Origin of the sequence: Brevundimonas diminuta ATCC 11568 (genome assembly GCF_000204035.1) — a bacterium.
In the GTDB taxonomy this organism is placed as follows: domain Bacteria; phylum Pseudomonadota; class Alphaproteobacteria; order Caulobacterales; family Caulobacteraceae; genus Brevundimonas; species Brevundimonas diminuta.
In genome coordinates this window covers 792720-818391 of record NZ_GL883086.1, presented here as the reverse complement: position 1 = coordinate 818391, position 25672 = coordinate 792720, and the positions used below count along the sequence as shown (strand labels likewise).

General features: G+C 65.3%; 25 protein-coding genes. 12 read left to right on the top strand and 13 right to left on the bottom strand.

The genetic code is table 11. The features are described 5' to 3' along the window. Window positions 1-39 precede the first annotated feature (39 nt). Entirely contained in the window at window positions 40-567 is a 528-nt protein-coding gene (gene lspA, locus BDIM_RS07715) for a signal peptidase II (RefSeq protein ID WP_081461867.1), read from the bottom strand. Between the two features lie 399 nt (window positions 568-966). On the opposite strand from lspA, the gene BDIM_RS07710 reads away from it, so the two are divergent. From BDIM_RS07710 to darG, 6 genes are all read left to right on the top strand, one after another. Further along, on the top strand, window positions 967-1584 hold the full coding sequence (locus tag BDIM_RS07710) for a cation efflux transmembrane domain-containing protein (protein ID WP_003165001.1): 618 nt from the start codon (window positions 967-969) through the stop codon (window positions 1582-1584). Between the two features lie 139 nt (window positions 1585-1723). After that, the gene (locus BDIM_RS18630) at window positions 1724-2011 is read left to right on the top strand and encodes a hypothetical protein (protein ID WP_003165000.1); all 288 of its coding nucleotides are present in this window, start codon (window positions 1724-1726) and stop codon (window positions 2009-2011) included. Continuing rightward, complete coding sequence (locus BDIM_RS07705; protein ID WP_306424861.1) at window positions 2008-2409, top strand: JAB domain-containing protein; 402 nt, start codon at window positions 2008-2010, stop codon at window positions 2407-2409. Before BDIM_RS18630 ends, BDIM_RS07705 begins: the two co-directional genes overlap by 4 nt. A gap of 689 nt (window positions 2410-3098) precedes the next feature. Then, a complete protein-coding gene (locus BDIM_RS07695; RefSeq protein WP_040345447.1) occupies window positions 3099-4367 on the top strand; it encodes a hypothetical protein in 1269 nt (422 codons plus the stop codon). Between the two features lie 286 nt (window positions 4368-4653). Next, on the top strand, window positions 4654-5256 hold the full coding sequence (gene darT / locus BDIM_RS07690) for a type II toxin-antitoxin system toxin DNA ADP-ribosyl transferase DarT (RefSeq protein ID WP_081461864.1): 603 nt from the start codon (window positions 4654-4656) through the stop codon (window positions 5254-5256). A 10-nt stretch (window positions 5257-5266) separates the two neighbouring features. Next, entirely contained in the window at window positions 5267-6316 is a 1050-nt protein-coding gene (gene darG / locus BDIM_RS07685) for a type II toxin-antitoxin system antitoxin DNA ADP-ribosyl glycohydrolase DarG (protein ID WP_003164995.1), read from the top strand. Between the two features lie 189 nt (window positions 6317-6505). Here the strand turns inward: darG and arsH are convergent, their stop codons facing one another. From arsH to BDIM_RS07660, 5 genes are read right to left on the bottom strand one after another with little or no spacing between them, the layout of a single operon-like run. Continuing rightward, window positions 6506-7252 carry an arsenical resistance protein ArsH gene (gene arsH, locus BDIM_RS07680; protein WP_040345443.1) on the bottom strand — a complete coding sequence of 249 codons (747 nt, stop codon included), beginning with the start codon at window positions 7250-7252 and terminating at the stop codon, window positions 6506-6508. Continuing rightward, complete coding sequence (gene arsN2, locus BDIM_RS07675; protein ID WP_003164993.1) at window positions 7249-7689, bottom strand: arsenic resistance N-acetyltransferase ArsN2; 441 nt, start codon at window positions 7687-7689, stop codon at window positions 7249-7251. The genes arsH and arsN2 overlap by 4 nt, the downstream gene beginning before the upstream one ends. Continuing rightward, the gene (gene arsB, locus BDIM_RS07670) at window positions 7689-8774 is read right to left on the bottom strand and encodes an ACR3 family arsenite efflux transporter (protein WP_003164992.1); all 1086 of its coding nucleotides are present in this window, start codon (window positions 8772-8774) and stop codon (window positions 7689-7691) included. The genes arsN2 and arsB overlap by 1 nt, the downstream gene beginning before the upstream one ends. Further along, the gene (gene arsC, locus BDIM_RS07665; protein WP_003164991.1) at window positions 8774-9196 is read right to left on the bottom strand and encodes an arsenate reductase (glutaredoxin); all 423 of its coding nucleotides are present in this window, start codon (window positions 9194-9196) and stop codon (window positions 8774-8776) included. The genes arsB and arsC overlap by 1 nt, the downstream gene beginning before the upstream one ends. A gap of 7 nt (window positions 9197-9203) precedes the next feature. Continuing rightward, window positions 9204-9539, bottom strand: a complete 336-nt coding sequence (locus tag BDIM_RS07660) for an ArsR/SmtB family transcription factor (RefSeq protein WP_003164990.1) — start codon at window positions 9537-9539, stop codon at window positions 9204-9206. 490 nt (window positions 9540-10029) lie between these two features. Between BDIM_RS07660 and BDIM_RS07655 the strand changes: the two genes are divergently transcribed. The 5 genes from BDIM_RS07655 to BDIM_RS07635 all read left to right on the top strand — a co-directional run bounded on the left by BDIM_RS07655 (window position 10030) and on the right by BDIM_RS07635 (window position 16407). Then, window positions 10030-12711 (top strand): TonB-dependent receptor, encoded by a 2682-nt coding sequence (locus tag BDIM_RS07655; RefSeq protein ID WP_223850728.1) that lies wholly within the window; start codon window positions 10030-10032, stop codon window positions 12709-12711. A gap of 79 nt (window positions 12712-12790) precedes the next feature. Further along, window positions 12791-13501, top strand: a complete 711-nt coding sequence (locus tag BDIM_RS07650) for a PepSY domain-containing protein (RefSeq protein WP_040345439.1) — start codon at window positions 12791-12793, stop codon at window positions 13499-13501. Between the two features lie 10 nt (window positions 13502-13511). Beyond that, window positions 13512-14231, top strand: a complete 720-nt coding sequence (locus BDIM_RS07645) for a PepSY domain-containing protein (RefSeq protein ID WP_040345437.1) — start codon at window positions 13512-13514, stop codon at window positions 14229-14231. A gap of 110 nt (window positions 14232-14341) precedes the next feature. Further along, window positions 14342-15094, top strand: coding sequence for a histidine utilization transcriptional repressor HutC (gene hutC, locus BDIM_RS07640; RefSeq protein WP_046652903.1), 753 nt, complete (start codon window positions 14342-14344; stop codon window positions 15092-15094). 101 nt (window positions 15095-15195) lie between these two features. Further along, a complete protein-coding gene (locus BDIM_RS07635) occupies window positions 15196-16407 on the top strand; it encodes an NAD(P)/FAD-dependent oxidoreductase (RefSeq protein ID WP_003164987.1) in 1212 nt (403 codons plus the stop codon). A 54-nt stretch (window positions 16408-16461) separates the two neighbouring features. Here BDIM_RS07635 and merA read toward each other — a convergent pair whose 3' ends face one another. The 3 genes from merA to BDIM_RS07620 form a co-directional block, all read right to left on the bottom strand. After that, window positions 16462-17838, bottom strand: a complete 1377-nt coding sequence (gene merA, locus BDIM_RS07630; protein WP_280523757.1) for a mercury(II) reductase — start codon at window positions 17836-17838, stop codon at window positions 16462-16464. Between the two features lie 238 nt (window positions 17839-18076). Further along, entirely contained in the window at window positions 18077-18379 is a 303-nt protein-coding gene (locus BDIM_RS07625; RefSeq protein WP_223850727.1) for a heavy-metal-associated domain-containing protein, read from the bottom strand. Between the two features lie 19 nt (window positions 18380-18398). Continuing rightward, a complete protein-coding gene (locus BDIM_RS07620) occupies window positions 18399-18809 on the bottom strand; it encodes a mercuric transporter MerT family protein (RefSeq protein WP_003164984.1) in 411 nt (136 codons plus the stop codon). 74 nt (window positions 18810-18883) lie between these two features. Between BDIM_RS07620 and BDIM_RS07615 the strand changes: the two genes are divergently transcribed. Continuing rightward, window positions 18884-19327: a MerR family transcriptional regulator gene (locus BDIM_RS07615; RefSeq protein ID WP_003164983.1), complete on the top strand. Its 444-nt coding sequence runs from the start codon at window positions 18884-18886 to the stop codon at window positions 19325-19327. 461 nt (window positions 19328-19788) lie between these two features. Here BDIM_RS07615 and BDIM_RS07605 read toward each other — a convergent pair whose 3' ends face one another. The 4 genes from BDIM_RS07605 to BDIM_RS07590 all read right to left on the bottom strand — a co-directional run. Beyond that, a complete protein-coding gene (locus BDIM_RS07605; protein WP_003164981.1) occupies window positions 19789-20436 on the bottom strand; it encodes a hypothetical protein in 648 nt (215 codons plus the stop codon). Window positions 20437-20451: 15 nt separating this feature from the next. Continuing rightward, window positions 20452-21183 carry a HupE/UreJ family protein gene (locus BDIM_RS07600; RefSeq protein ID WP_003164980.1) on the bottom strand — a complete coding sequence of 244 codons (732 nt, stop codon included), beginning with the start codon at window positions 21181-21183 and terminating at the stop codon, window positions 20452-20454. A gap of 77 nt (window positions 21184-21260) precedes the next feature. Then, window positions 21261-24464, bottom strand: a complete 3204-nt coding sequence (locus tag BDIM_RS07595; RefSeq protein WP_040345432.1) for an efflux RND transporter permease subunit — start codon at window positions 24462-24464, stop codon at window positions 21261-21263. 14 nt (window positions 24465-24478) lie between these two features. Next, a partial coding sequence (locus BDIM_RS07590) for an efflux RND transporter periplasmic adaptor subunit (protein ID WP_040345430.1) occupies window positions 24479-25672 on the bottom strand: 1194 nt, incomplete at its 5' end.

Genomic DNA, 25672 nt, shown 5'->3' with positions numbered 1-25672 from the left:
CGGAGCGAACGGCTATGGACTTTTTTTCGGGGGGCCCCGTCATCGAACGGTGGGTTCGATCGTGGGGGACGACGTCCCGGGTTCGGCCCCGCTTCGCGAAGCCAACAGAAGCAAGCCGATGCCGCAGACGATCGCTGCATCGGCAAGGTTGAAAGTGGGCCAGTGCGCATCGCCCCAGTGAAGATCTATGAAATCGGTCACGTGCCCGAAACGCAGGCGATCCAGCAGGTTCCCGAGCGCGCCGCCGACCATAAGGCTCAGGCCGGCGGCAAGAAGAGGTCTGCGTGTTCGCCAGGCCCAGATCGACAGCACGACGATGATCAGCAGCGAGACGATGCTCAAAACCCAGCGCCCCATGTCCCCGGAGCCGGCGAAAAGGCCAAAGGTGACCCCTGGGTTGAACCCGAGGCGAAGCGCGATGAAGGATGTCAGATTGACCACGTCCTCAAGGTTCCCGCGGGCCATGGCCTTGGTGGCCTGGTCCACAACAATGACCGTCACGGCGAGGCCGATAGCCATCGCGCGGACGTTCAGCACCCTGGCGCCTCGGCGCTCCGTGAACACCATGATCGTTTGTTCTCCTGTTGATGCGACGATTTATGCATCCTCTAGCTACTGGAGGATCAAGCCCCTGCCGCAGGGGCAGTGCAAACGCTTTTCTCAATCCGGGGCTGGCTGAAGGAAAGGTGCGTTTGCGGCTGACATGTGGTGGCTTTGGCGTTGGGATCTGCCCAGGCAATGCCGGCGGCTGCGCGTCGTGGGATCCGGTGGGGCCTTGCGGCCGGTTTCGTCGCTTGGGCTCGTCGGTCTGGACGAGCGGCCGGTCGGATCTCAAGATCGTCGCATGGGCAGTCCGGCAAGACCGTGTTTCAATGACGGCTCCAATGTTTACCACTGCCTGCCAATGCGCGCTGTCTTCCGAAACTAGTCAACGTGGGCGGCCGAGCCCGGAACAGGAGGGCGTCCATGAAGACATCGAACGCTGAGCATGACCGTCAGAGACGAACGCTGATGATCGTGCTGATCCTGAACGGTCTGTTGTTCGTCGGGCTCGGGCTCGGCGGATTGCTGGCCAACTCCAGCGCCTTGCTCGCCAATGCGCTGGACAACGCCTCCGACAGCCTTGTCTATTTGATCAGCTTTCTGGCGGTTGGCCGCGCTCTCGCCTGGAAGCTGCGCGCCGCGAGAACCTCGGGTGTGCTGTTGCTGATCTTCGCCGCAGGCGTTCTGATCGACGCCGGCCGCCGATGGTGGCTGGGAACGGAGCCTATTGGCTGGACCATGATCGGTTTGGCCGTCGTCGCAGCGGTGGTCAACCTGATCTGCCTAAAGCTACTGCGCGGCTTGAAGGGCGACGATGTAAACCTGCGCGCCGCCGAGACCTTCAGCTTCAACGATTTCGCCTCAAACGGGGGCATCCTCGTCGCCGGCGCCCTGGTCCTGTGGTTGAAGCAGTCCTGGCCTGACCTGGTGGTCGGCGTCATCGTCGCCGGAATCGCCGCGAAGGGCGGTCTCGAGATTCTCGAAGGCGCCCGAAAGATCAACATACAAAGGGCCTCTGACGGAGCGTCCCGGGGCGGCTAGCGTCAAGAGGCAATCCATGGGCGGAGAGTGAGCCGATCCAGTCAGCCGGCCCATCATTTGCGGCGCAATTCAAGGATTGGGGAGGGCGGGTTTCGGTCGACTTCCCATGAGGAGGCGGATAGCGACCGAGGAGTTCGCGATGCGATCGATCCCCAAACCCGACCTTGAACACGCCCGCGCCCTTGCTGCAGGCGCCGGCCTCCCGGCCATCGAGTTGATGGATGAGCGAACCTTGTTGGCCTTGATGCTCAAGCGGGCTTCGCTTCCGACCAACCCTCATCGTCTCGCCGGGGATCTCCTGGATCGCTTCGGCGCCCTGGCCGCGGTTGTCGCAGCGGACGCGTCAGAGCTGGCCCGAACGCCCGGCCTGGACGTCGCCGCCGTCGCGGACCTCTCAAGCTGCTGCGACAGGTTTGCGTTCATTTGATTAGATCCGATGTCTGCGCGCGGCCTTCGATCTCGTCCTGGACGGCCTTGCTGGCCTATGTCCGGGGGGCGCTGGCCCACGAGCCCCGGGAGCAGTTTCGCGTGCTCTACCTCGACAAGCGCAACATCCTGATGCGCGAGGAGCATCGGGCGGACGGCACCGTGGATCATGCCCCTGTCTACGTCCGGGAAGTGGTGCGGCGTGCGCTGGAGTTGTCCGCCTCGGCCATGATCCTCGTCCATAATCATCCCTCGGGCGATCCGACACCCTCGCGCGCGGACATCGAGATGACCCGCCGGGTCATCGAGGCCGCCCGGGTTTTCGACATCCAGGTCCATGATCATGTCGTGGTCGGCCGGGAGGGCGAACAGAGCTTTCGCGCCCTCGGTCTCATCTGAGGCCCCCCCGTCATGTCGCTCCGGCTCATCGTCGCCGCCCTGGGCGGGGACATCCATTCCGGGGGGCGAAGCGCCAATGTGCCGGCCCCGGGCCACAGCCGCGCCGACCGGTCCGTCTCCCTTCTCCTCGACGGCGACCGGGTCGTGATCCACGGCTTCGGAGCGGCGGACTGGCGTGCGGTCCGTGAGCATCTGCAGGGGCTCGGCTTCATTGATCCCTGGGGGCGTCTGAATAGCCAGGGCGTCCAGCCACGCTTGCGAGGCGGCGATCCTGCCTTCCCTTGCGCCCGTCATCCGAGCGATGGTGGAAGACGCTATCCCTCGCTCCAACGCCGCCAGCGTAGCTGCTGCAGCCGCCATCGGAAGGGACCGCATCCGCCCGAGCTGGCGGCTCGTGTGGCCGCCTTGGTCCCAAACGGACGCCTCTCGCCTATCTCGATGTCCGAGGACATAGAGACGGCCGAAGGGTTCGCAGAGGCGTTGGCCCCTACGATCCGCGATTTTCTGTCGGAGCTGCACTAGCGATTGCCAGAGCTCTGGTCGCTCGGCGGGATCTGATTCTGATCAAGTCGGGCTGCTTCAGTGAACGCTGCACCCCCTAGGGATCAGCTTGCCCTGCGCCGATGTGGCGACGTCCGGCTCGAACCATGTCAGAGCTACATTCTCAACAGGTCTCATCTGGAGCTGCCATGTCCGACCCACTCCGCGACCTGATTGAGCGAGAGCGTGAACTCAGCCGGCTCATGAATCCGCTAACTGAAGTGGGCGCCAACCTGGGCGCCTATGAACGTTCAATCGTTCGGGCCGCCGCCGAACTGGACGTGATGAGCCTGATGAGGGATCGGGCGGATATTGAGGCGCGCGCGGCGGGCTTCCTGTCTCCCGACCAGCACCGCAACCTCGCTCTCGACCTTTTCCAGCGGATGCCGACAGGCTCTGAGCTCTTGATGCAGGAGATGCAGCGAGCCGATGCTCTCGCCCGGGAAGCCGCGGGCCTCCACGGCAGGAGCATCAGTGAGCTCGCCGTGGAAGCTGCGAGCCTCCATCAGCGCTGGGAAGAAGCTTTCCGGCTACCATCGGCAATGGAGACCGCGCGGCTCTATCAGGAACAGGTAGACGCCCTGCAGGCCCAGTCGACCTTGTTCCACGACAGGCCGGGGCAAATCATGGCGGCCATGACGTCCATGACTAGGCCCTGGCTCAACGACGCCATGCTCGATCAGTCCGTGCTTGGCATGATGGAGATGCAGACCATTGGCGCGGTGCTGCGTCACTCGGATCCGTTCGGCGCGGACATAGGCGACCTGCTCAGGCCGGCATTAGGCGACTGGCGTGACGCCGTCATGCCGACAGTGGATATCCTGACGGATCCCGTTGCGCGTACTGCTCTCTACTATGAGAACGGCTTCAGTCCTGACCTGACCGCTTTTCCACGCGGCGCCTTCGTTGAGGGCATGCATCACGCTGGTCTGGACCTGGACTCGTCCGAAGATCTTGATGACGATGAGGCCGACGCGGACGAAACGTTGGAAGCTTCGTTCGTAAGAAATCGATCGGCGTTCGACCAGCTGCAACGCTTTGAGGTGGCGTTGCGCCGTTTCATCGACGAGCGGATGACCGAGGCCTTCGGTCCCGACTGGTGCATCACCCAGACGCCGGAAGGGACAAGCGACAATTGGCGTCAGAAGCAGGCGACGGACGCCAAGGCGACCGGAGCGATCAAGCCTCTGATCGAGTTCGCGGACTTCACGGATTACCGAGCGATCATTGAGAAGAAGCAGAACTGGAAAACCGTCTTCGCTCCGGTCTTCAACAGGTCCACGGATATTCAGGAGTCCTTCCAGCGGTTCTATCCGGTGAGAATCGCCACCATGCATGCGCGAATGATTACCCAGGACGACGAGATGTTGCTCACCGTAGAAACGCGTCGGATTCTACGAGCCATCCGTAGGGCGTGACAGGCGGGTTCAGTCCGAACGGCGGAACTCGTCGCGACGAAGCAGTGTTCGAAGTGGGCTGTCGGTCATGCGGCTCAGCTTGATGTGCTGCGGCGGTTTGTAGAACCTGATCGAGCGTCGTTTCCGAACCTGCGGGAAATGGTGCGATGTTCTTGAAATGTTCCCGTTCCGGTTCTAGGTTGATCTGAGCCGCAGCAGTCCTGCAGCTTGGCTGGACAATGGAGGGCGGTTGATCGATTGAAGGAGCATGCCTGGAAACGTTCCTCAGCCGACGCCGATCATTCACATGACTCACATCGGCAACCTTGACGAGATTCTCGCAAAGGGCGCCTTGAGTTCTACCGCACGCCTGCAGGCTGCTGACGCGCGGTATAACAATATTGCCTACAGCTCGATCCAGGCGCAGCGTGCAGCGCGGCAGGTCCCGTGCGGTCCTGGCGGCTGTCTGCACGATTACGTGCCCTTCTATTTCACGACGCGCAGCCCGATGCTCTACACCATCCATCGTGGCAACGTGCCGTGCGAGGGAGGGCAGGGCGCGCTGGTGCACCTGGTGTCGACCGCCCAGAAGGTCGTGGAAGCCGGCCTGGGCTTCGCGTTTACCGACGGTCACGGAATCATGACCTACTCCAGCTTCTTTGACGATCTGGGGCGGCTGGGGGAGGTCGACTGGGATGTGGTCGGCAGTCGACAATGGGCTGATACGCTGGAAGACGGCGACCGCAAACGCCGCAAGCAGGCCGAGTTTCTTGTGCGGGACGCATTCCCAGTTACGCTTCTCAGCGGCTTGGCGGTGCAGTCCGCGGCTCGCAAGGCCGAGGTCGAGGCTCTTCTGGAGCGTCGAGGCGTTAGGATGAAAGTGGTGGAAAAATCCGCCTGGTACTACTAGGGAGCCGACGATGATCACCTTCTCGAAAGGCGACCTGCTCCAGTCCGGCGCCGAGGCCGTCATTAATACGGTCAACTGCGTCGGGGTGATGGGCAAGGGTATCGCCCTGCAGTTCAAGCAGGCCTTCCCCCGCAACTATGATGCGTACCGGCGCGCCTGCGACGCGGGCGAAGTACGTCTGGGCGAGATGTTCGTCTTCGATACCGGAAGCATGATCAATCCGCGCTGGATCATCAACTTTCCGACCAAGGGTCACTGGAAGGCGAAATCCCGCCTGTCCGACATCGAGACCGGCCTTGAGGATCTGAAGCGAGTGATCCTCGAGAATGGAATTCGCTCGATCGCCGTGCCGCCGCTCGGATGCGGCAATGGCGGTCTGGACTGGGCTGAGGTTGAGCCTGTGATCCGCCGCGCCCTGGGCGACCTCAATGAAGTGGATGTTCGGCTCTTCGCTCCTGGAGCAGCGCCGAAAGTCGATGAGATGAGAGTGGGTACGACCCGCCCCAACATGAGCCGTGGACGAGCGCTCGTGCTGACGCTTCTGGGGCTCTATGGGGCAGCGGGTTACCGCCATAGCCTCCTTGAGGTGCAGAAGCTGACCTACTTCCTGCAAGCGGCGGGCGAGGATCTCAAGCTGGGCTTCCAGAAGTACCAGTACGGCCCCTACGCCGAGAATCTCAATCACGTGCTTCAGCGGATCGAGGGGCACTTCATTCGAGGGTACGGCGATCGCAGCCAAGCGGCGGAGATCGCTGTACTGGAAGGCGGCCGTAGGGAAGCCGAGGCCTACCTCGCCGGCGATGAAGCCGCCCGGGATCGTCTCGACCGCGTGGCCGAGCTCATCGCGGGTTTCGAGACCCCCTACGGTCTCGAACTCCTGTCTACCGTCCACTGGGTCCTGGTTCATGACGCCGAAGCGTCCGGCGACCCGGATCGCGTGGTTCAGGCTGTGCACGCCTGGAATTCTCGGAAGGCCGCTGTGATGCGAGAGCCTCACATCCGCACGGCGCTCGATCATCTCCAGCGGAATGGTTGGGCGAACCGGGCGCACGCCGCCTGAGCCAGGACGGGACTCCGATCCGTGGCAGCGGATCGGAGTCGGTTCGTCAAATAGCGGGCGCAACGGGTCGTCTGCTTTAGCTCGAACCTAGTTCTTCGATGACGGCGCCGGATTTTGTCTTCGTCGCCACAGTTGGCGACGGTCTGCCGACGTGGCGAAGCCTCGGCCTCGGGGGCGCGTATGCTGGCGCTAAGCGGTCCTGATGGCGATCGCGGACAGGTCGTTGGCCGCATCGATTGGCACGCCCGAAGCCTTCCGCTCAGAGTAGCGGTCGACCAACTGACCGGCGTGGACGCGGGTCAGGACGGTGAAGCGCACCAGCTCCTCCATCACGTCGACGATGCGGTCGTAGTAGCTGGAGGGCTTCATGCGGCCGTTGTCGTCGAACTCCATGAAGGCCTTGGCGACGCTGGACTGGTTGGGGATGGTGATCATCCTCATCCACCGGCCCAGCAGGCGCAGGGTGTTGACCGCGTTGAAACTCTGAGAGCCGCCGGAGACCTGCATGACGGCCAGGGTGCGGCCCTGGGTCGGGCGCATGCCGCCCATGTTCAACGGCAGGTGGTCGATCTGGAGCTTCATGATCCCCGAAATCTGGCCGTGGCGCTCCGGGCTGCTCCAGACCATGCCTTCCGACCACAGGGCGTGTTCGCGCAGTTCATGGACGGCGGGGTGGTCGTCGTGGTCGACCTGGTCGGTCAGCGGCAGGTCGGACGGATCGAAGATGCGTGTCTCGCAGCCCATGAAGCGCAGCAGGCGCGCGGCCTCCTCAACGCACAGTCGGGAAAAGGACCGATCCCGCAGTGAGCCGTAGAGCAGCAGGATGCGGGGCGGATGGTCGTTCGGGCCGAGGCCGAGCGCCGGCTGGCTGGACAGGTAGGCCGGGTCGAGCGCGGGCATGTGGTCGGGATCGGGCAGGACGCGAAGGCGGGTCATTGGGGGCGCAACTCCTTGAACATGAAAGTCGCCGAGGCCGGGCACAGGGTGCTGAACTGCCGGGAGGCGGCTATGGCGGGCGGCGCCGCCGAACGGGGAAGGGCGGTGTAGCCGTGCCGCTGGAAGAAGGCGGTCGCCGAGGTCGTGAGCAGGTAGAGGGCGGTCGCCTTCTGTTCGGCCGCCCTGGTTTCCAGCCAGGACAGGATCGCAGAGCCGTGGCCTCCGCCGTGACGGCTGTCGACGACGACGATGGAGCGGATCAGGAGGTCAGGACCGACCTGCTCCAGCCCGCCGTAGCCGATCAGGCCGGCGTCGTCCTCGAAACGGTAGAAGCGCCGATCGGGTTCGTAGACGTCGTCCATCGGCAGGCCGACGGCTTCCAGCGCAGCGATCAGGTCGGACGTGGGCTCGGGCAATACCGCGACGTTGAAGGCCATCAGCAGGCGTCCTTCTTCGGGGCGGTGTCGGGGAAGTAGCGGCGGCCCAGCCACAGGGCGACCGACACCAGCAGGATCAACACCGGCACCTCGACCAGCGGACCGATGACGGCGGCGAAAGCCACTGGCGAGGCCAGGCCGAAGGCGGCGATGGCGACGGCGATCGCCAGTTCGAAATTATTGGAGGCGGCGGTGAAGGCCAGGGCCGTGGTGCGCGGATAGTCCGCCTCGATCAGCCGCCCCATCAGGAAGCTGACCACGAACATGACGAAGAAGTAGATCGTCAGCGGGACGGCGATGCGTAGGGCGTCCAGCGGCAGGGCGACCACGTCGCCGCCCTTCAGGCTGAACATGGCGACGATGGTGAAGAGCAGGGCGATCAGGGTGATCGGCGCGATGCGCGGCAGGAAGCGCGTCTCGTACCAGTCGTTTCCCTTCCTCGCGACCAGGGTGCGCCGGGTCAGGAAGCCGCCGAGGAAGGGCAGACCCAGATAGACCAGGACGGCGCCGGCGATGGTCCAGACGCTGACGTCGACCACGCTGCTCTCCAGCCCGAACAGGGGGGGCAGCACGGTCAGGAACAGCCAGGCGTAGAGGCTGAAGAAGGCGATCTGGAAGATCGAGTTGAAGGCGACCAGGCCCGCCACATACTGGTTGTCGCCGCGCGCTAACTGGTTCCAGACCAGCACCATGGCGATGCAGCGGGCCAGGCCGATCAGGATGACGCCGGTCATGTATTCCGGTTGATCGCGCAGGAAGATCACCGCCAGGGCGAACATCAGCACCGGCCCCAGCACCCAGTTCTGGAACAGGGACAGGGCAAGCACGCGCCTGTCAGCGAAGACGCGCGGCAGTTCCTCGTACTTCACCCGCGCCAGCGGCGGATACATCATCAGGATCAGGCCGACGGCGATCGGGATATTGGTCGTCCCGACCGACAGGCCGTCGATCCAGCCGGGCAGCGCCGGCACGACCGTACCCAGCAGCACGCCCAGCGCCATGGCCGCGAAGATCCACAATGTCAGCCAGCGGTCGAGGAAGGACAGGCGGCGCTTCGGTTGATCAGTGATGACGGCCTCGACCATCAGCGGACCCTCCGGCCCTCGGCGTCGATGACGACTTCGCCGTCCTCCTTGGTGAAGGGCTTGAGCCCTTCCGGCGGCAGAAGGTCGAGGACCGCCTCGGACGGTCGACACAGCTTCACGCCCAGCGGCGACACGACGATGGGACGGTTCAGCAGGACCGGGTGGGCCTCGATGGCGTTCAGCAATTGATCGTTGGTCAGGGCGGGATCGCTCAGCCCCAGTTCGACGAAAGGCGTGCCCTTCTCGCGCAGCAGGCTGTGCAGTGGGACGCCCATGCGCGCGACCAGCCCCAGGATCATGGCGCGGCTGGGCGGCGTCTTCAGATATTCGATGACGTGCGGCTCGATACCGAGCTGGCGGATGAGGGCCAGGGCGTTGCGCGACGTCCCGCAGGCGGGGTTGTGGTAGATGACGACGTCCATGGGAGCCTCAGGTGCGGCAGGGGTTGAGTTCGGCCAGCAGCGGTTCGCACAACTCGGCGCGGCCCTGGCAGCAGTCCTTCAGCAGGAACAGGACCAGTGCCTGGAGGCGATCAAGGTTGGCCCGGTAGATGATCGACCGACTGCGCCGCTCTGAACTGATCAGCCCTGCGCGGGACAGGACCCCAAGGTGCGCCGACATGGTGTTGGCCGGAACCGCCAGCGCATCGGCGATCTCGCCGGCGGGCAGGCCCTCTGGTTCATGCCGGACCAGAAGGCGGAAGGTCTCAAGGCGCGTCGGCTGCGCCAGGGCGGCAAGGGCGAGGATGGCGGGTTCGGGTTCCATAATTCCAAGATAATGGAATTATTATTGTGCGCAAGTCGACCCTTTGGCCTGCGGATCTGAACGGGTCCGCATCGGCCGCGAATCCGCCATGAGGTCCGCCGTGGGGACTCCGCTTCTTGCGCCTGCCGAAAAATAATCCCGCGCCAACCTAATTAATTCGAGGGGAGGGGTCTCGTGAATGCGTATTGGCCAGTACGGGGGCGAGTAAGAAATTTTGCATCGCACAATGAGTTTGGCCGTCATCATTTGGTGCGTCGTAAAATAGTTACGTCCTACCCGCGCCTACCAACGAGGTGACGAATTTGTGTTTATTGCGTGTTAAATGCGTCATTATTTTGCGCAATTCTGGCGAATGCGGGCATGAAACGTGAAGGATTGGCCGCCTTCATATGTATATACATGAGTTGACTCCCTCAGCGCCCGACCGGAACGTGATCAGGCAGGACCGGTTCGTCTGGGCCGAACGCGAGGGGAATGAACCATGAATCGCATGAAAAAGAGGCTCTTGTTCGCAGGTGCGGCAATCACCGCCGCCATGTGCGGAATGCCCGCATCGGCCCAGGAAGCTGAGACGACCAGCGTCGGCGAAATTGTCGTCACCGGCAGCCGGATCAAACGCCAGGATATCAGCGGCGTTGGTCCAGCCACCGTCGTGACCGGCGAGGACATAGAGCGGACCGGGATCACCAACGTAGAGTCCCTGCTGCAGCGCCTGCCGTCCTCCGCCGGCGCTGCCGGCAACCAGACCAACTCCTACTGGACCGGCAACGGCTACGGCACGGCGCAGGTCAATCTGCGCGGCCTCGGCATCAACCGGACTCTGACGCTGATCAACGGCCGACGGATCGTCAACGGCGGCACCGGCGCGAACAGCGCCCCGGATCTGAACATGATCCCGACCGCCATCATCGGCCGCATGGACGTTCTGAAAGACGGCGCCTCGGCCATCTACGGCGCCGACGCCGTCGCTGGCGTGGTCAACATTGTCACCATCAATGATTTCGAGGGTCTCAAGCTCTCCAGCAAGTACGGCGTCACCGATGAAGGCGACGGCCAGGACCTCTCCTTCGACCTGCTATGGGGCATGCGGGGCGACCGCGGCGGGGTCACCGCCGCCCTGACCTACCAGAAGACCGAAGCCGTCAACCTGGCGAGCCGCGCCCCCTGCGGCCTGGGCGAGATCGACGGCAAGCTGGCTTGCGTTTCGAGCGCGACAACGCTCGGCGGCCGAGCCGTGCTTCCCAACGGCCAGCAAATCAACTTCAACCAGATCCCGGGGGGAGACGGGGACTTCTTCGAGCCCTACAACGCCGCCAAGCATAACTATAACGGCAACCCCTTCCTCAACGCCGTCTCGCCGATCGAGCGCATCAGCACGGCCTTCCTGGCCGACTACCAGCTGACGGACACCGTCAGCCTGTTCGGCGAAGTCTTCTTCACCCACAGGGAAAGCAACCAGCTCGCGGCGCCGGGCGCCCTGCGGAACCTCAAGCTCTCGGCGGCCCACCCGACCAACCCGACGGGTCAGGACATCACCCTCATCGCGCGCCGTCTCGCGGAACCGGGGCCGCGTCATTTCTTCCAGGAAACCGACACCTATCGGTTCGTCGGCGGCGCCCGAGGCGCCATCGCCGGAGACTGGACCTGGGAAGCCGCCGTCAACTGGGGCCGCAATACCGGCGTCGACGGGATGACCAATATCGCCAACCTGCAACGGGTCGGCGAAACCCTGAACACGGCCGTCTGCAGCACCACGCCCGGCGCAGCCATCCCTTGCGCCGACTACCTGGGCGCCGGCGACCTCAGCCAGGAGGCGCTCGACTATATCCTCTTCACCTCGCGTGACACCGGCGGCAACGAGCAGCGCAGCTTCACCTTCGATGTCACCGGCACGGTGCTCCAGCTCCCGGCCGGCCCGCTCGCCGCCGCTGCAGGTCTCGTCTACCGCGAAGAGAAGGGCTGGCGCGATCCTGACGCTCTCACCGTTCTGGGCATAGCCAACACCAACCAGCAGGACCCCATCGCCGGCGAGACCAAGGCCAAGGAAGCCTATGTCGAGCTGTCCGCGCCGCTCCTGTCCGACCTGCCCTTCATGCAAAGACTCGAGCTCGACGCCGCTGTCCGTTACTCGGACTATGATCTGTTCGGCGGCAACACCACCTACAAGCTGGGTTTGAACTGGAGCGTCGTAGACAGCCTGCGCCTGCGAGCCACCTTCGGCACCGGCTTCCGCATTCCCAGCGTTCCCGAGCTGTTCGGCGGCGTTGCAGAGGGCAATCTGACGACGACTGATCCGTGCAGCCGCTACAGCACCAGCGGAAACGCGACCCTGATCGCCAACTGCCAGGCTTCCGGCGTGCCGGCCAACTATGTGCAACTCGGCAACACGGTCCTGACCACGGTCGGCGGCAACCAGAAGCTTTCGCCCGAGACGGCCGAGACCCTCACCCTGGGCCTCGTCTGGCAGCCCGAACAGGTCAAGGGCCTGTCCCTGACCGTCGACTATTTCGACATCAAGGTCGAGGACGCCATCCGCTCCATCCCCGGCTCCACCAAGCTGGCGATCTGCTACGCCTCGCCGGGGATGAACCACCCCTTCTGCGGCCCGAACAACTTCACCCGCAGTCCTCTGACTGGCGAAGTGAACTTCCTCTCCGCCCAGCCGACCAACGCCGGCCTGGAAACCATGAAGGGCGTCGACATCGGCGCGCGCTACGCCTTTGATCTCGGCGAACGCCGCGCCAGCATCGACTGGAACACCACCTATCTCGGCGAATATGTCGTCACGCCCTTCCTGGGCGCGGACCCGATCATATTCGACGGCCATATCGGCGGCGGCAACGGCGGCTATCCCCACTGGCGTTCGAACGTCAGCGCCTCGGTTGTCGACGACCGCTGGACTGCGACCTATTCCGTGCAACTGATCGGCAAGGCGACGGACTTCAACGCCGCACCGGGCGACATCGGCTACGAGACGCCGAACCTCTTCTACCACAACGCCCAGTTCGCCTACCGGGTGGGCGAGAACGCCGACATCGCCGTCGGCATCGACAACCTCTTCGACAAGAAGGCGCCCTTCATCCAGAGCTGGACCGACGGCAATACCGACACCATGACCTACGACCTGCTCGGTCGCCGGGGCTATGTGCGGCTGACCTACAAGTTCAACTAACCTCGACATCGAGAAACGCCGGGCGTTCGACTGTTCCCTTCGCCCGGCGTTTCCCCGCCCCCCAATCAGTGAGTATCAAATGGTGCGCTGGCCTTCCGTAGCGCGAAAAGCCCACAAGTGGCTTGCGCTGATCATCGGCGTTCAGGCCCTGTTCTGGGTCGTGAGCGGCCTCTACATGACTGCCGTCCATATCGACATCATCCATGGCGATCATCTCGTGCGGACACCCGTCGCTGAGCCGATCTCCATGGGCGGTCTGGTCGATCCTGCGGTCATCCTAAAAAACGCGGGCGGGGCCCAGAGCCTGCGTCTCGACCAACAGCTTGGACAGCCGGTCTACATCGTCAGTCAGAAGAGCGGCCGGTCGCTGTTCGACGCCCGGTCCGGCGAGAAATTGCCGCTGATCGACGAAGCCGGCGCCCGACAACGCGCCGAGCAGATCTACGCTGGCGACGGCGGCGTTCGTGAGATGGAGCTGCTGTATGAAATCCCCGGCGAGATCCGGGGACGTGCGGCGCCGATCTGGCGGGTGCAGTTCGAAGGTCTGTGGCGACCCACCCTCTATATCGCCCCCCAGACCGGCGAACTCGTGGCCAAGCGCCATGACCTCTGGCGCACCTTCGACTTCGTCTGGATGTTCCACATCATGGACTATGAGACCCGCGACAACGTCAACAACATCCTGCTCAAGATCGCGACCTGGATGATGGTGATTACCTCCCTCACCGGGGCCTGGCTCCTGCTCTACAGCTTCCGCCGCAAGCGCCGCGTGCGCAAAGCCGCAGCGTGAGGATCATCAGATGTTTCTAATCCGCAGACTGCACAAATGGTTCGGCCTGGTCCTGGGTCTTCAATTCCTGCTCTGGGCCATCAGCGGCGCCGCCATGGCGCTGATCGATCATCGCAAGGTGGCCGGCGAAGATTCCATCGCCCACACCACGCCGTCGCCCACGCCCGCTGCGGTGCTGTCGCTGGCCCAGGTCGCCCAGGCGGTGGGCCAGCCGATTTCCCAGATCGAGTTGCGGCCGCTCCAGGGCGCCTGGGTCTACGCCGCGACGACGCCCAGCGGCGTCCAGTTGGTCGATCCCGTCGATGGCCGTCGCATCGTCATCGACGACGCCCGCGCCAAGACGCTGGCTGTCGCGGCTTTCAACGGCACGGCGCCCGTGACCTCGGTGACGCGGGTCGAAAAGCCCACGCTTGAGACGCGCGACTTCGCGCTGCCGGCCTGGCGGGTCGAGTTCGCGGACAAGGAGAAGACGACCCTGATCCTGAACGCCGTCACCGGCGAGGTCGCCGGCGCCAAGACCAACACCTGGCGGCTCTGGGACTTCTTCTGGATGATCCACATCATGGACTACACGGATCGCCAGAGCTTCAACCATCCGCTGATCATCATCATCGCCACAGGGTGTCTGTGGTTGGCTTTGAGTGGCTTCATCATGTTGTTCAGCGCCTTCCGACGCCAGGACTTCGCCTATGTTCATGATGGGATCGAATGGCTGCAGCGCCGCCGTTAAGACCGCGCCGGGGCGTTCTGCGCCCCGGCGCCTTCCGGTCGGGTTGACGGCCATGCGACCCAAGCTGACGCTTGGCCCGATTAACGGACATGACGGGGAGGAACGAAGCCATGGATCTCACGCTCCACCGACGCATCCGCTCCGACATCGCCGATCGCATTCTGTCGGGCGAATGGTCGCCGGGATTCCGCATCCCCTTCGAGCATGAACTGATGGCGGAGTACGGCTGTTCGCGCATGACTGTGAACAAGGCCCTCGCGCCCCTGGCGGAACGGGGCATGATCATTCGGCGTCGACGGTTCGGGTCCTTCGTGGCTCGGCCGCGGATACATTCCTTCGTGCTGGATATTCCTGACATCCAGGCCGAGATTCTTAATCGCGGCGAGCCCTATGATTTCGAGCTCCTGTCCCGGAAGGTCAGGGCGGCGCACAAGCGCGACGCGGAGGAGCTCGCTCTCGCTGCATCCGGCGAGGTGATCGAACTGCGTTGCCTTCACCGCAGCAGCGGCCGTCCCTTCGCGCTCGAGGAACGGCTGATCAGTCTCGCCTCCGTGCCCCAGGCTCGGGACGCCGATTTCACCGGGGTTCCGCCCGGCACATGGCTGCTGGAATGCGTCCCCTGGACGGAAGCTGAACACAGGATCCGGGCTGTGAACGTGTCCCGCGCAACCGCACTGACCCTCGGGATCGATCCTGCTGCGGCCTGCCTTTCCCTCGAACGTCGGACGTGGCGGCGCGCGGAGCGCATCACCTTCGTTCGTCTGACCTTTCCAGGGGAAGCCTATGATCTCGGAGCACGGTTCGCGCAGTCGGACCCCACGGGGGCTTTGGACCAGGCCGCCGACCCCGCGGCCGCGCCCTGATGAGGGCCGCACGGTCGGGGCGGAGCCCTGCGCCATTGTCGAAGGTTCGCTGCGACGGCCGTCGTTTCTGATGAAAATGTCGAATGAGGAAGCAGGGCTCAATGTCCGCAATCATGACCAAGGTTCTGATCATCGGCGCGGGACACGCGGGGGGCTCGGCGGCGGCGCTGCTGAGACAGTATGGCTTCGAGGGCGAGATCGTCCTGGCCGGCGAGGAGGCGGCGGCGCCCTATCAGCGGCCGCCCCTGTCCAAGGCCTGGCTGAAGGGGGAGGCAGGTCTGGAGGACCTGCTGCTGCGTCCTGAGAGCTTCTACGTCGAGCAGAAGATCGACCTGCGTACCGGCGTCACGGCCACGACCATCGATGCCGCTGCCAAGACGGTCGCTTTCGCCGACGGGACGGTAGAACCCTATGACGTGCTGATCCTGGCCACGGGATCGATGGCGCGGAAGTTGGCCATTCCCGGCGCGGACCGGCCAGACCTGATGGAACTGCGCACGCTGCACGACGCCGAACGGCTGAAGGCGGCGCTGGCCCCCGGCAAGCGTCTGGCCGTGGTCGGCGGCGGCTATGTCGGACTGGAAGCCGCAGCCTCGGCCCGCGCCCTGGGCGCCGAGGCGGTGGTGATCGAGCGCATGGACCGGGTGCTGGCCCGCGTGGCGTCGGAAACCCTGTCGGCCTTCTTCACCAACTATCACCGGGCCCGCGGCGTCGAAATCCTGACCGGCGCCGAGGTCTCGGGCTTCGAGGACGACGGCGTGCGGTTGGCGGACGGGAGCCTGATCGCGGCCGACGCGGTGCTCGTCGGCGTCGGCGCCCTGGCGCGCGAAGCCCTGGCGCGGACTGCGGGCCTGGCGTGCGAGAACGGCGTGGTGGTGGATGAGAACGCCCGCACTGCCGACCCGTCGATCTACGCCATCGGCGATGTGACCCACCGGCCCATCCCCGTTCACGGCGGGCGCATGCACCGGCTGGAGAGCGTGCCCAACGCCCTGGAGCAGGCCAAGCAGGCCGCCGCCGCCATCGTCGGCCGCGCGGCTCCAGCGGCCGAAGTGCCGTGGTTCTGGTCGGACCAGTATGACGTCAAGCTTCAGATCGCCGGCCTGCCGTTTGACGCCGACCATCAGGTGGTGCGTGGCGATCCGGCCAGCGGCGCTTTCGCCGTCTTCCACCTGAATGGCGACCGCATCGTTTGCGTCGAAGCGGTCAACGCCCCGGCCGATTTCATGGGCGGACGGCTGCTGATCGGCAAGGCGACGCCAGTGGATCCGGTCCTGCTGGCGGACCCCTCTGTTTCGATGAAGAGCGTCTGATCCGGCGCGCAGCAGCCGATAGCCGTCGCAGCGGGAAGCATCGCGTCTTGGCCCTCAACCGGCGCAGCAAGAGAGTTTGGCGACGTCCTTGTTGAACGTCAGCGCCGCCAGTTTCAGGCCCTCGACGGTCGTGAGATAGGGGAAGATCGTGTCGCCCAACTGCTCCACCGTCATTCCGCACTTGATGGCCACCGCTGCGGTCTGGATGCTGTCGGCCCCTTCCGGAGCAAGAATGTGCGCGCCGAGGAGCCGCCGCGTGCCGCGATCCGCCACCAGCTTGATGAGCCCGCGCGTGTCTCTGGCCGCGAGCGCGCGCGGGACGTGATCCAGGGTGATCATCGAGGTTTGGACATCATGCCCGGCCGCCCGTGCGGCGGCTTCCGTGAGCCCGACCGTCGCCACCTGGGGATCGGTGAACACGACCGCCGGCATGGCGCTGTTGTCGTAGGACAGACTGTCGCCGTTGAGCGCGTTTCGAGCGGCGAGCCTGGCACCGTAGGCCGCCATATAGACGAACTGGTCACGCCCGGTGACGTCACCGACGGCGTAGACGCCGGGGCGGGTCGTGCGCATCCGGTCGTCCACGACGATTCCTCCGTTTTCGGAGACGCTGACCCCCGACTCGGCAAGACCCAGGCCGTCCGAGTTGGCGATCCGGCCTGTCGTCATGAGCACGCGCTCGGCGGTGAGCACCCTCCGGCTGTCGCCCTGCGTAAGGGTGAGCGACACGTCCGTTTCCGAATGGGCGATAGCCTCGTAGGTCGCCCCGACAACCACGGTGACGCCCTCGTCTGAGAGGTAGCGTTGCAGCGCCTCGCTGATCTCGGGTTCACCTTCCGGCAACAGACGTGACCGGCACACGAGCGTGACCTGCACGCCGGCCCGGCTGAACATCTGAGCCAATTCCGCGCCTATGTATCCACCACCGATCACCAGCAAGGACTGCGGCAGCGCCTCCAGTTCGAGCGCGGTCGTGCTGGTCAGATAGGGGACAGTGTCGATCCCAGCGATCGCCGGAATCGCCGGTCGCGATCCCGTCGCGATGATCACCTTGTCGGTGGTGAGCCGGACATCGCCGACCTCCACGCCGCCCAAGACGAGCCTGGCTGCGCCTTCGTGGTAGGCGATGGCGTCGTAGCCTTGCAGGACATCTTCGTATTTGGCCTGACGCAGAGCGTTCACCAGTTGGTCCTTCTGGCGGATCACCTCGGACCAGGCGCTGATTTCAGCAGTGGCTCTCACGCCGTCGAAACGGCTTGCGGCCCGCGCCTGGTGCAGGGGCTCCACCGCGCGGATCAACGCTTTCGACGGCACGCAGCCTATGTTCACGCAGGTCCCGCCAATCGTTCCGGCGCCGACGAGCGCTACCCGCGCTCCCTCTTCGGCTGCCGTAATGGCGGCGGAGAAGCCGGCTGAGCCAGCGCCGATCACGACCAGATCATAGGTCTCTGCGGCGTTCCGGGAGAGAGGGCGACAGTCACTCATACTGCTCGGTGCTTTCAAATCTTGTGTCCGCCGTTGGGCGGGCGGCCTGCAACCGGACAGGCCTGGCGGCCCGCTACGGCGCGACGACAGGGAAGGCCGGAACGGGTGGGCTCGTCAGGAAGTAGAACTGCATGGCGCCGCCGATGTTCGTGCCGATGACGCCCACTAGCGAAACCTGGTTCCGCTAGTGGCTGGCCCGAACACGCGCGGGATAGCCGGCGTTGGTCGAGGCCTGAGCCAGGACTGTCGGCGTCACTCGCACGTCGTCGTAGGTCACGGTCGCCACGGCCCGTCCGGCGTCGCCAGGGTTCACGGATACAGCCGTAACGCCCGGAACCCGCGAGATAGCGCGTCGAACGATAGGGGCGCACGTCACACAGGACACATTGGTGACATCCAGCGTCACCGTGCGTTCGGCCGCCTGCGCCGTTTCGGCAGTGAAAAGCGCCGCTGCAACTGCAAGGGCGGCGCGGATGGAAAGGGTCATGGCCTTGATCTCCAGGAACTCACGCGCCGAGTAGCAGCGGCGCAACATAGGGAAATGCGACGGCGATGGCGACGAGCACGGACGCCGCCCAAAGCGCGATCTTGACAAGGCGGGTGGAGCCCGGTCGAGCGCAGGTCTCGCCTTCGGCGCAGGCGGTGCGAGGACGACGATAGACGCGGAAGAATCCGACACCCAGGAAAGCCACCGCCGCAACGATGAAATAGGGTTGATAGGGCGCGAGGACCGTGACGTTGCCGATCCAGGCCCCGCTGACGCCGAGCGCGAACAACACCAGCGGCAGAACACAGCAGGACGACGCGCCGATCGCGGCAGCAAGGCCTGCAACCGCCAGCCACGCACGGCTGGACGACTTGTCGGCTGGGGCCGCGGCGTTTCCGTTGGGGTTCTCGATGCCGTCCGAGGCGGCCATTGCCCACTCCTTCTCTTGGTGATGAAGGCAAGATAGGGTCTGTAGCGACTACAGATACAAGGGCTTTATCTTCGATGGACAAATTCGCCCTGCGTGACACGACGCCGCAGTTCGCGATCGGCGTGCTGTCGCGCCGAACCGGCGTCAACATCGAGACCGTCCGCTACTATGAGCGGATCGGCTTGATCCCTGCGCCGGCTCGCAGCGACGGGGGGCACCGCCTCTACGGCGGGGGGCACCTCCTTCGGTTAAACTTCGTTCGGCGGGCTCGTGATCTCGGTTTCACGCTGAATGAGGTTCGAGCCCTGCTGGACTTGGCGGAACAGCGGGATCGACCCTGTACCGAGGTCCGCGAAGTGGCCGCCGTGCACCTGACTGATGTGCGCTCCAAGATCGTCAGCTTGCGGGCGATGGAGCGGGTTCTTTCCGACATGGTGGCCCGTTGCGCCGAAGGCTCGACGCCGGACTGCCCCATCATCGAGGCGCTGTTCGACACCGAAGCGGTGCACCCCGTTTGATGGGTTGCGAAATTTAAGTCGATGATTTCTACGCCGTCATAGGGTGTGGGTGGTGGCCGTCCTTCTGGCCTTCAGGAGCTACAACAACCTCGGCGACCTCGGTCGGCTTCGTCATATCGGCCTGTTTGTCGTCAGCGCCACCTTGCCGGCCCTCAGCCAGACGCGCGCGCCCCTTCCTCCGGCGGTTGACCGACGGCGTTGGTCTCTTCGCCCTGGCGCCGTGTCTGCGCGGACTGCTGGCGATCAGCCTGGCTGCTGCGGCGGGCGGGGCGATCCGCACCTGCAGGATCACGTGCAGGACAAGGGGACGGATGAGACTACGCATGCCGATCCCTATGTGATCGACGAGCGACACAGGCGCTGGCCGTGGTCCAGGCGGTGAGGCCGCTCGCTCTCCTGTCTCTGTCATTGACCGGCGGCGGAACCGCCGGCCGACGACGAAGGCGTGAACCCCCTGTGGATCAGACGACGCGTTTCACTTCGGTGTAGGCACCTTCGGTCTTGAGGGTGACTGTCACGGGTGCGCCCGTGCGATTGCGCCAGAACCAGCCGTGACTGCCGGTGAAGGCCGCCGTCAGTTCGCCGGTTTCGCTCTGGGACGAGCCCTTGCCGTAGCCGTGGTAGGAGACGCCGGGGCGATCCGCGTGGGTGTCGAAGTTCAGGCGTCCGCCGCTGCTCGTCCAGGTGAAGCGGGCCTTGGCGCCCTCCGTCATGACCAGTTTGATTTCGGCGCCCTGGTCGGGCGCCAGGGTCAGTATGGTTTCATCGGTGCGCTGGCCGGAGGCGGCGTCGGGCGCCGGGCTGGCGGCCGCGGATTGGGCGACCGCAGCGACGACGACGGGCGCTGGACTCGCCTCGATCGGAGCCGCGGCTGCAGCGGCGTCCATCGCCTCGTCCGCCTTGGCTTCCGCAGCCAGGGAGACCTTGATCCGGCCCATCTCGGTCAGGCCGAAGACCGTTCCCACCCGGGTCGGATCGACGCCGTACTCGGACGGCAGGACGACAGTGACGAGCAGGCCGGCGGCGACGACGGCGGCGATGCCGGTCGAGCGGAGCAACTGACCCGTGGTGGGCAGGTCGGACAGGCGGGGTTTGTCAGCGTTGTACATGGTTCAGGTCTCCGGTCAGGCGACGAAATAGCCGACGAGCTGGTAGCCCGTCAGAATGAAGCCGAGGGTCATGAGGACGACGTTGGCGAGATAGGCGTGTTTGAAAAAGCTCTCGCTGCGGCGCCAGAAACCCATGACGATGAGGATGGCGCCGAGCGCCAGAAGCTGGCCGATCTCCACGCCGATGTTGAAGGCGACGAGATTGACCAACAGGCCGTCGGGGGACAGCTGGAAGTCCTGCAGCTTGGTGGCCAGGCCGAAGCCGTGGAACAGGCCGAACACCAGGGTGGCGACCTTGGTGTTGGGCTGGAAGCCGAACCAGCGCTGGAAGGCGCCCAGGTTGTCGAGCGCCTTGTAGACGACCGACAGGCCGATGATCGCATCCACCAGGTAGCTGGAGACGCTGATGTTGGTCAGCACGCCGAGCAGCAGGGTCGTGGAGTGACCGATGGCGAACATGGTCACGTAGATGCTGATGTCTTTCAGCCGGTAGAGGAAGAAGATCACCCCGAACAGGAACAGCAGGTGGTCGTACCCGGTCACCATGTGCTTGGCGCCGAGATAGACGAACGGCCAGAAGACGATCCCGGAGGTTTCCTGGATATAGCCCTTGTCGCCCTCGGCCACGCCGTGGGCGAGCGCCTGGGCGGCGGCGCCGTCGATGATGAAGAAGATGAGGACGGCCAGAAGCGCCGTCGCTGGGGATTTCAGCCAGGACCAGGGGTCGTGGCGGGACGCGATTGTCATGTGAATCCTCTTGGGCGGAAATCGAGTGTGCGGGAGGAAGGGGGCGGCGCGGCCGAAGCCGCGCCGCCCGGACGCCCTCAGGGCCGGCGGCTGAAAGGCAGGAAGCGCCGGGGATCGAAGCGGGCCAGGCCGCCGGGTGCAGCGCCCGTGGTCCCGTCAGGCTTCGATCGCCCGTGCACCAGGCTGTAGAGGGCTGGCAGCACGAGCAGGGTGAGCAGGGTTGAGGAGATGATCCCCCCGATCACGACCGTGGCCAGCGGGCGCTGGACCTCGGCGCCGGCCCCGACGTTGAGCGCCATGGGCACGAAGCCGAGGCTGGCGACCAGGGCGGTCATCAGCACCGGCCGCAGCCGGGTCAGGGCGCCTTCGCGAAGGGCCTCGCCCAGGGGTTTGCCCTCGGCGATCAGGCTGCGGATGAAGGTGACCATGACCACCCCGTTCAGCACCGCCACCCCCGAGAGGGCGATGAAGCCGACGCCGGCGGAGATCGACAGCGGCAGGCCTCTGAGCATCAGGGCCGCGACCCCGCCGGTGAGCGCCAGGGGCACGCCGGAGAAGACGATGGCGCTGTCCTTGACCGAACGGAACAGGGCGAACAGCAGGCCGAAGATCAGCAGCAGCACCGCCGGCACCACCAGTTGGAGCCGTTTGGCCGCCGAGATCAGCTGTTCGAACGTACCGCCGTAGGTGACCCAGTAGCCGGCAGGGACGACCACGTCGGCTTCGATCCGCTTCTGCACCTCGCCGACGAAGGAGCCCAGATCGCGGTCGCGGACATTGGCTGTCACCACGATGCGGCGCTTGCCGTTTTCGCGGCTGATCTGGTTCGGCCCCTTGACGAGTTCGATCACGGCGACCTCGCTCAGGGGAATGAACCGGCGCGCCTGGCCCTCGGCGGCCGGCAGGGGAATCTGCAGGCGGCCGATGGCGTTGACGTCCGAGCGCAGGTCTTCCGGCAGGCGGACCACCACGTCGAAGCGACGGTCGCCCTCGAAGATCTGGCCCGCGGTCGTGCCGCCCATGGAGGTCGAGATGACCGACTGGACGTCGTCGAGGCTCAGGCCCAGGCGCGCCATGGCGGTGCGATCAGGCGTGATCTGCAGCACCGGCAGGCCGGTGATCTGCTCGGTCTGGGGATCGGCCGATCCCTCGACTGAAGCGACGACGGCCTCGACCTCGGCGCCCAGCCGCAGGAGTTCGTCCAGATCGTCGCCATAGATCTTGACGGCGACGTCGGCGCGAACGCCGGACAGCAGTTCGTTGAACCGCATCTGGATGGGCTGGGTGAACTCGTATTTGCTGCCGGGAATCTCGCTGACGGCGGCTTCCATCTCCGCGACCAGGTCCCCGCGCGACTTGCGGGGATCAGGCCAGTCCCTGCGGTCCTTCAGCATGATGAAAGTGTCGGCGACCGACGGCGGAACGGGATCGGTGGCGACTTCGGCGGTGCCGATCTTGGCCACGACCCGCTCGACCTCGGGGAATTTCGCCAGACGGGCCTCCAGCGCGGTCTGCATCTGGACGGCCTGGGTCAGGCTGGTGCCCGGAATGCGCAGGGCGTGCATGGCGATGTCGCCTTCGTCGAGATTGGGCACGAACTCCGAGCCCATTCTTGAAGCGCCGAAGCCGGCGATGACGACGAGGACTACGGCCAGCCCCACCATCAGCCTGCGGCTCCTGAGGGCGAAGTCGAGCGCGGGCTGATAGCCGATCCGCGCCCAGCGCATGAGGAAGCTGTCCTTCTCCTCCACCTTGCCCGTGACGAACATGGCGACGGCGGCGGGAACAAAGGTCAGGGACAGCAGCAGGGCCGCCGTCAGGGCGATGACCACGGTGATGGCCATCGGATGGAAGGTTTTGCCCTCGACCCCGGTCAGGGCGAAGATCGGCACATAGACGAGGGTGATGATCATCACCCCGAACAGGGAGGGGCGGATCACTTCGCTGGAGGCGGAGCCCGCCAGTTCGAACCTTTCCTCTCGGGTCAGGATGCGCCCCAGACGATGCTGGGCCTCACCAAAGCGACGCAGGCAGTTCTCGACGATGATGACGGCGCCGTCGACGATCAGGCCGAAGTCCAGCGCCCCCAGGCTCATCAGATTGCCCGAGGTGCCGGTGCGCACCATGCCCGTGATCGTCATCAGCATGGTGATGGGGATGACCGCCGCCGTGATCAGGGCGGCGCGGATGTTTCCGAGCAGGAGGAAGAGGACGACGATGACGAGCAGGGCGCCTTCGACCAGGTTCTTCTCGACCGTCTTGACGGCCCGCTCGACGAGGTCGGTCCGGTCATAGACCGGCGACGCCTTCACCCCCTTGGGCAGGGCCTTGGCGGCTTCCTCCAGGCTGGCCGCGGCGGCCTGGGCCACGACGCGGCTGTTCTCGCCCGCCAGCATCAGGACGGTGGCCAGCACCGTCTCCTTGCCGTTCTCGGTCGCGGCCCCCGTCCGTAGCTCCTCGCCCATGTCGACGTCCGCGACGTCGGCGACGCGGATCGGCACGCCGCCGCGCGTAGCGATGACCACGGCGCCGAGATCCTCGCGGCTGGTCGCCTGGCCCGGCACCCGGATCAGATACTGTTCGCCGTAGCGTTCGACATAGCCCGCGCCGACGTTGGCGTTGTTCTTCTCCAGCGCCTCGACGATCTCGGCCATGGTCACGCCATAGGCGGACAACCGCTCTGGTCGCGGGGTGACGTGGTACTGCCGCTCATAGCCGCCGATGGTGTTGACCTCGGTGACCCCACGGGTGTTGCGAAGCTGGGGCCGGATGACCCAATCCTGCAGGGTGCGCAGGTCCTCGGTCGAATAGGGCTGGCCGTCGGGCCTCCGGGCGCCGGGCTCGGCTTCGACCGTATACATGAAGATCTCGCCCAGCCCCGTGGCGATGGGACCCAGCTCCGGTGTGATCCCCGGCGGAAGCTGGCCGAGCGCGCCTTGCAGCCGTTCGTTCACCAGCTGGCGAGCGAAATAGATGTCGGTGCCGTCGTCGAAGATGACGGTCACCTGGCTCAGGCCGTAGCGCGAGACCGAGCGGGTGTATTGCAGTCCCGGCACGCCGGCGACGGCCGTCTCGACGGGGAAGGTGATGCGTTGTTCGGCTTCCAGCGGGGAATAGCCCGGCGCCTCCGTATTGATCTGGATCTGGACGTTGGTGATGTCGGGGGTGGCGTCGATCGGCAGGCGCTGGAAACTCCAGACGCCGACGACGCAGGCCGTGAGGACCAGCCCCATGACGAGCCATCGGAAGCGGATCGACAGGGCGATGATGCGATCAAGCATGATGCGCGCGCCCCCTAGTGGTCATGGCTCGCGCCGGACTTTTCGATGTCCGCGCGAATGAGGAAGGCGCCGTCGACGACATATTCGGTCCCGGGCTCCAGGCCGCCGAGGACCTCGGTCCATTCGTCGGTGCGGCGGCCCAGTTCGAGCATCCTCACCTCATAGGTGTTTCCGACCCTGGCGTAGACGACGGTGAAGTCACGGAAGGGCTGGAGGGCTTTGGTCCGCACCGCGAGCGGCGCCTCGCCTTCGCCGACCTGGACCGATCCCTGGACGCCCAGACCCGGACGCCAGACGCCGTTCTGATAGGGCAGCTCGACATGGGCGACCAGGGTCTGGCTCAGGACGTCATCCGACGGCAGGATGGCTTCGATCACGCCGCTGGCCCGGTGTTCGCCGGCCAGGCTCGTCACCTCCACCCTCTGGCCGACACGCACGCGTTCGGCGTCGCGCGGATAGAGGAAGAACTCGGCGTGAAGCCGGGTCGGATCGCCGATGACCAGCATGGGCGCGCCGTTGCCGGTGATGGCGCCGGGGTTGGCGTTCTTGGCCAGGATGACGCCGGAGATCGGCGCCGTGACGGCGTAGGTCTGCAGGCTTTCGCTGGATTCCACGCGCGCCAGGACCTGGCCGCGCGTGACGCGTTGGCCGAGCTGGACGTTCATGGCCACGACCCGACCGGGGTAGCGGGCGTGGACCTCGCTCTGGCCTTCCGGCGTGATCTCGACGCGCCCGCTGAGCGGCAGGCTTTCCCCGAGGACGGCGGGGCCGGCCGTCTGGGTCGTGACCCCGCCGGCCTGGGCGGCCGTCGGGGTGATGACCGTGCGGCCTTCATAGGACTGATAGGTCCAGGTCGAGCGCTTGGCGGCCTGGGTCGCGTTCACGGCCACGTCGAAGGAGTGGGGCTCGAACACGACGCCGGGGCTGGCGAGATAGTCCTTTTCCGGGGTGAACTGGAAACGGTCGACCTTGGGGCCCAGGCGGGTGAGCGCGATGTCGGCCGACACAAGGGCGGGATCGAGGGGCTTGTCCTTGAGGTAGGGGTAGAGGCGGAACAGGGGCTCGGGACCTTCCTCATAGATGGTGATCTCGAGCGAGAAGTCGCCGTCGCGCAGCAGGCGGCCGTTGTGGGGGCCGCGTTCATAGTCGGCGGCGGCGGCCGCTTCGGCCTCGCCGCCCTCGGCCGGCTTGGCGCGCTCGCCGCAGCT